Origin of the sequence: Mesorhizobium sp. M7A.F.Ca.CA.004.12.1.1, assembly GCF_003997835.1 — a bacterium.
In the GTDB taxonomy this organism is placed as follows: Bacteria; Pseudomonadota; Alphaproteobacteria; order Rhizobiales; family Rhizobiaceae; genus Mesorhizobium.
On the sequence record NZ_RZRK01000335.1, the window covers coordinates 1 to 6367 of the forward strand.

Consider the following 6367-nt stretch of genomic DNA (forward strand, 5'->3'; position numbering starts at 1 on the left):
GACAGGATCAGCATCGCCAGCGGCAGGCACAGTATGGCCAGCATAGCCATCTTGACCTCCTTGGCCTCGATCTTCTTGCCCAGATATTCGGGCGTGCGGCCGACCATCAGGCCGGCGACGAAGACGGCGACGACGATGTACATCAGGATGCCGTAGAGACCGGCGCCGACACCGCCGACGATGACTTCGCCAAGCTGCATGTTGATGATCGGGATCATGCCGCCGAGCGCGGTGAACGAGCCGTGCATGGCGTTGACGGCGCCGCAGGAAGCGGCCGTGGTGATGACGGCAAACAGCGCCGACAGGGCGATGCCGAAGCGGCTCTCCTTGCCCTCCATGTTGCCGCCGTCGATGCCCAGCGCATGCACCAGCGGGTTGCCGGCGGCTTCCGCCCAGTAGCAGATGGCGACACCGGCGATGAACATGACGCCCATGGCCGAGAGGATCGCCCAGCCCTGGCGCTGGTTGCCGATCATGCGGCCGAAGACATTGGTCAAGGCGGCGCCGATGGCGAAGATCGACACCATCTGGATCAGGTTGGAGATCGCGTCGGGGTTCTCGAACGGGTGCGCGGCATTGGCGTTGAAGAAACCGCCGCCATTGGTGCCGAGCATCTTGATGGCCACCTGCGAAGCGACCGGGCCGACGGCGATGGTCTGCTGCGCGCCTTCCAGCGTCGTGGCGTTGACGTAGGCGCCGAGCGTCTGCGGCATGCCGAGCCAGACATAGACCAGCGTCAGCACGATGCAGAACGGCAGCAGCAGATAGAGTGTGGAGCGGGTCATATCGACCCAGAAATTGCCGATCGACTTGCCGGACGCCCGGGCAAAGCCGCGGATCAGCGCAATGGCGATGGCAATGCCGGTGGCCGCCGAAACGAAGTTCTGCACCGTCAGCCCGGCCATCTGCACGAGATAGGACATCGTGCTCTCGCCACCATAGTTCTGCCAGTTGGTGTTGGTCATGAAGCTGGCGGCGGTGTTGAAGGCCAACCCTGGTTCAACCGCTGTCATGCCGGCAGGGTTGTAAGGCAGGCTGCCCTGCAGGCGCTGCAGCGCATAAAGCACCAGGAAGCCGGCGAGGTTGAAGAGCAGCAGGGCGACCGCGTAGGTGGTCCAGTGCTGTTCCTCGCGTTCGCTGGTTCCGCAAATACGATAAAGCCCACGCTCAAGCGGGCGAAGGACCGGCGAAAGCAGCGTGCGGTCGCCGTTGAAGACGCGGTGCATGTAGCCGCCGAGCGGCTTCACCAGCAAAACGACGATCCCGCAATAGACCAGGATCTGTATCCAACCGTTCAGTGTCATGGGTGTGGCTTTCCGTGCCTTCAGAAGCGTTCTGGACGAACGAGGGCGTATGTCAGGTAGGCGAGCAGGAACAGCGTAACGCCGCCACCGAGAATATAGTCGACGATCATTTTTTCAGCCTCGCTCTAGAGCGCGTCACAAGCTTTTATGTAGGCGAAACAAAGGGCAAAGAACAAAATTCCGATTCCGATAACGGCCATATCCATTGTGTTTATTCCTTTTGTTCTTTTGTACTTTGCGAATTTGACAAGAGAGTTCGCAATATCTCGAAAGTGTCCCGTCGCACCTTTGGCGACGGAGCCGGTTGTATTTTCTAAAAGGAATATGGACCCGATCGCCATAAAGGTTCGAGACGGGGCGCAGTAGAAAGAAATAGGAATTTCATAAAGATTTTTGCTCGGGCTCTTCCCGACACTCCACGCAGGGATTGTCGCCCAAGACACACGGCTACAGGATGGCGATTTCCTTGCGAGCTGCCGGAAACGCGAAAGCCCGGCTGGGGGCCAGCCGGGCTTTCTATGGTGGTGTGGCTTTAGCCGCCACGGAGAACATCAATCTTCAGGCGGCGTAGCCGCCATAGCCACGCGCAACGGCGTGCACGCCCGCCACCGGCTCGAGGTCCGGCCACAGGATGCCGGCGGCTTGCGCGAATTCGAGCAACGCCCGGCGCGCCTGCTCGACGCTCACATAACCTGGAACGGCCAGATCACATGTCTCCACCGCGTTTCGGTAAAGCGGGCCGCGGCGGGAGGTCGTCCAATTGGTGAGGAAATCGTGCATTTCGGCCAGCGAGGCAATCTCGCGCTTGAAGCCGAGGCCGACCGACAGTGCGACCGGTGAATGAAACAGCTTGTCGTGCATGAAGCGGGCTCCTGGTTTTTCGCGCGCTTGGAGAGATATCCGGGCGGGTCCGCGAACGGGACGCCGTGAAACGCGCAATGAGGCCGGAGGTTCCAGCTTGGGACTTGGCGATTTTTTTGATTGTGCCTGGTCGGCGAAGTTATCAATTCACAGCGCAACGATCGCGTGCCGGACGCTCAACGGCTCCGCAGCCCCCTTGGCGACGGCAGGCTCTCCAAAATCCCGAAGGAGCCATCGAGATCGCTTGCCGCCTTGAGGCTCACGCCTTCTTCACGAACTCGGTCTTGAGCACCAGGCCTTTCACTTGCTTGGTGTTGCATTCGATCTCGCCGGGATTGCCGTTCAGGCGGATGGCCTTCACCAACGTGCCGCGCTTGATCGTCTCCGAAGTGCCTTTGACTTTGAGGTCTTTGATCAGCGTTACGGAATCACCGTCATTCAATTGAGCGCCATTGCTGTCGCGCACGATTACATCGTTCGGCATGCCATCTCCTGTGATTTGGATCCCACTACCAGATCAGATGAGAATCCCAAAACCGATGACGACCGGCAAGTCTTCGACGCCCAAGGTGGATGAACGCTTGGGGGAAGTCCGGCATCGTCTGCAGGTACCGCTGCCAGATCTGATCCATGACCGTGGTCGGCGTGGCACATCGAAGCCGGCGCCGCCGACAACCTCCTCGATCTCCGCCACCACGCGTGAATCCGTCGCCTGCCGCATCTCGGCTTCCGCTCTGCGCCATCGAGCGGATTGGCAGCTACGCCTGTTTGTCGTCCGGATGGCCAAGCTCGCAGAACCACCCGCCCAGATACTTCACCGATGGCGCCTTGGGATCCGGAACCTGCGTTTTCGCCTCGACCGCGGCGCGGAACGGCTCGGCACTATCCTGCGGAGCACACCCCAGATGGTTGGCGCCGCTGTTGTCGACCGTTTTCACCTTGTTGTCGGAAAGGCCGAAGGAGATCGTATGGCCGACGCGCGGCGCGGTGAGAGCTGCCTCGACCAGACGCACACAATCGGCGAAGGAGAGGTATGACCACAGCATGCGACGGTCCGCCGGTTCGGGGAAGGACGAAAAGATGCGCAGGCACGCCGTCTCGATGCCGAACTTGTCCCAGTAAAGCCGGCTCAGGCTCTCGACGAAGTTCTTCGACACGCCATAGAGGCTGTCGGGACGCACCGGCGCGTCGACGCCGATATGCGCCTCGACCTCGTGATAGCCGACGGCATGCACGGAGGAGGCATAGATGACTCGTTTCACGCCGTGTTTCCGGGCGCCCTCGTAGATGTGATAGGAGCCGCGGATGCTGGAATCCAGGATGGTTTGCCATTCGCATTCGAGTGGTGCGCCGCCGAAATGCACGATCGCATCGCAATCCTTGGTGGCGGCAAACGTCGCCTCCATATCGGCGAGGTCGAAGACCGCTTCTTCCTCGTGTGGAGCAAGATCGCCGAACGGTTCGCGGCCGGCCAGGCGGATCGTTTTTGCCAGCGGCACCAGCCCCTTTCGCAGTTCCGAACCGAGGCGGCCGGCCGCGCCGGTGATCAGGATGCGTTCGTAATGCGGCATGATTTACTCCACTTGCGCGACGGCGGCGTTGATGCGCGCGATCGCTTCGGTCAGCACCTCTTCGCCGGTCGCGGTCGAGATGCGGAAATAGGGGGAAAGTCCATAGGCGGCGCCCGGCACCGAGGCCACGCGCCCTTCGTTCAGGAGATAATTCGCCACTGCCGTGTCGTCCTCGAGCACGACGCCTTTTGGGGTCCTGCGGCCGATCAGGCTGGCGCATCCGATATAGGCATAGAAGGCGCCTTCCGGTGGCGAAAGCGTAAGACCGTTGATCCGCCTGATGCCGTCGACGACAAGGTCGCGGCGCGCCTCGAACGCCTGCCGAAAGCGTGCCACCTCGTCCTGGGGGCCGTTGAGCGCGGCCACCGTCGCCGCTTGCGCGATCGAGCAGACGGACGTGCAGGACTGGCTCTGGATGATCGCCATCGCCCTGGTGAGCGGCGCCGGCCCGGCGGCATAGCCGACACGCCACCCGGTCATCGCATAGGATTTGGAGACGCCGTTGACGATCAGGGTGCGGTCCCTGAGTTCCGGGCAAGCCTTGCCGAAGGAGACGAAGTCGCGTCCGTCGAACAGGATGTGCTCGTAAATCTCGTCGGAAAGCACCAGCACCTGCGGATGCCTTGCCAAAACCGCTCCGAGTGCCCGCAGGTCCGATTGCGAATATATGGCGCCGGAGGGGTTGCCGGGCATGTTGAGGAACAGCCATTTCGTCCTTGGAGTGATGGCTTTTTCGAGCAGCTCCGGCGTCAGCCGGAAGCCGGAAGTTTCCGGGCACTCGATAACGACAGGCCTGCCGCCGAGCAGCTTCACCATCTCGGGATAGGAGACGAAGTAGGGCGCCGGCAGGACCGCTTCGTCACCAGACTCCAGCGTCGCCATCAGCGCGTTGAAGATGATCTGCTTGGCGCCATTGGCCACGACGACGTCGTCCGCCGTGTAGTCCAGTCCGTTTTCGCGGCGGAACTTGCCGGCCACGGCTTCGCGCACCTCGGCCGTGCCGGCGGCACCCGTGTATAGCGTCTGGCCGGCCTTCGCGGCGAAATGCGCCGCTTCGATGATATGGCTCGGTGTCGGGAAATCCGGCTCGCCCAGGCCAAGATCGATCACGTCGACGCCCTTGGCGCGCAGGGCCTTGGCTGCCTGCGAAGCAGCCATGGACGCCGACGGCTTCACCGCAGACAGGCGCGAGGCAATGTAGCTCATTTGCCGTTCTCCGAAATGTATTCCTTGGAGCGGTCGTTCGCCCGCGCCTCGGTGCTGCGCTTGGACGGATCGCCATAGCCGCCGCCGCCCGGCAATTGGAGGATCAGCCGACGGCCGGCCGGAACATGCTGCCAGCCTTTGGGTCGCATCTGCGTGCCATCGTCCAGCCTGACCACGCCGGCCACTCCAGGCCCGCCGCCGTTGCGCCCGTGGGCGGGATGATTGACGCGGTCGAACATGGCCGAGAAGTCGAATTCATGGCCCTCGATCGCCTCGATTTCGATAACCTGCCCGAGCCCGCCGCGGAACTCGCCGTCGCCGCCGGAATCGGGCCGCAGCTCCTTGCGCCAGATGACGATCGGCCCGGTGTGCTCCGTTGCCTCGATCGGCATCGTATGGACGCCGGAGGGGAAGGCCGTCGCCGACAGTCCGTCGAGACCGGGGCGCGCGCCCATGCCGCCGGAATTGAACATCAGCACCTCGGCACGGCGGCCCGAACCGCCGGAGACCGGCCGAACCGAGATATGGATGTTCCACAGTGCGCCGGCGCCCTCGGCAAGGATCTTGCCGGGCATCGCCTTGGCGATCGCGCCGAGCACCAGATCGGGAACCATGTGGCCGAAGATGTGCCTGAGCGCCACCGGCGCCGGCCGCACGGCGTTCAGGATGTTGACCGGAGACGACACGGTGAAGAAGGCGAGCGACGCGGCATTGTTAGGAATATCGGGCGCCACCACGCATTTCAACGCGTAGCAGGCATAGGCCTTGCTGTAGATGATCGGGCAGTTGATGCCCCATCGGCTCATCGGGTCGGTACCGGTGAAATCGACCTCGACGCCGGCGTCCCTAACCGTGACCGTCGCCGCGAGTTTCACCGGCTCGTCGTAGCCGTCGGTCACCAGCGCGTTCGACCAGCTGCCTTTGGGCATCGCCTTGATGCGTTCGACCAAGGCGTCGCGGGTGCGCGAGAAGATGAACTCGCCAAGCCCGTCCAGCGATGCCAGGCCGATCTCCTTCATCATGTCGACGAGGCGTCGGTGGCCGACTTCGTTGCAGGCGGCGAGCGAATAGAAATCGCCGACGACCTGGTTCGGCTCGCGGACGTTGGCGCGCAGGATCCTGACGAGATCGAGATTGACCTTGCCCTTCTCCGCGAACTTCATGATCGGGATCTGGATGCCTTCCTCGTAGACCGACTTGCCGTCAGCGCCGAAGCCGCGCCCACCGACATCGACCACATGTGCCGTGCAGGCGAAGAACGCAACCAATTCGCCGTTCAGGAACGACGGCGACACCATGGTGATATCGTGCAGGTGGCCCGTGCCCAACCAGGGGTCATTGGTGACGTAGGTGTCACCCTCGAACATGGTTTCGCGCGGGATTTCGTTCATGAAATGCAGCACCGCCTCGGCCATGGTGTTGACA

The 6367-nt window shown here is 62.5% G+C and carries 7 protein-coding genes; all 7 read right to left on the bottom strand.

All coding sequences use genetic code 11. The features are described from left to right. Positions 1–1304, bottom strand: a 1304-nt coding sequence (gene kdpA, locus EN984_RS18410) for a potassium-transporting ATPase subunit KdpA (RefSeq protein WP_127383871.1), incomplete at its 3' end; no start/stop codon positions are given. 20 nt (positions 1305–1324) lie between these two features. Beyond that, positions 1325–1414: a K(+)-transporting ATPase subunit F gene (locus EN984_RS18415; protein ID WP_032808122.1), complete on the bottom strand. Its 90-nt coding sequence runs from the start codon at positions 1412–1414 to the stop codon at positions 1325–1327. Positions 1415–1862: 448 nt separating this feature from the next. Further along, the gene (locus tag EN984_RS18425; RefSeq protein WP_127269540.1) at positions 1863–2165 is read right to left on the bottom strand and encodes a DUF982 domain-containing protein; all 303 of its coding nucleotides are present in this window, start codon (positions 2163–2165) and stop codon (positions 1863–1865) included. Between the two features lie 259 nt (positions 2166–2424). Next, positions 2425–2649: an alkylphosphonate utilization protein gene (locus tag EN984_RS18430; RefSeq protein ID WP_013529641.1), complete on the bottom strand. Its 225-nt coding sequence runs from the start codon at positions 2647–2649 to the stop codon at positions 2425–2427. Positions 2650–2923: 274 nt separating this feature from the next. Beyond that, on the bottom strand, positions 2924–3736 hold the full coding sequence (locus EN984_RS18435) for an NAD(P)-dependent oxidoreductase (protein WP_127383872.1): 813 nt from the start codon (positions 3734–3736) through the stop codon (positions 2924–2926). 3 nt (positions 3737–3739) lie between these two features. After that, positions 3740–4942: a pyridoxal phosphate-dependent aminotransferase gene (locus EN984_RS18440; RefSeq protein WP_127269542.1), complete on the bottom strand. Its 1203-nt coding sequence runs from the start codon at positions 4940–4942 to the stop codon at positions 3740–3742. After that, positions 4939–6367 (bottom strand): hydantoinase B/oxoprolinase family protein (locus EN984_RS18445; protein ID WP_164765516.1); only part of this gene is annotated, 1429 nt, incomplete at its 5' end. The genes EN984_RS18445 and EN984_RS18440, both read right to left, overlap by 4 nt.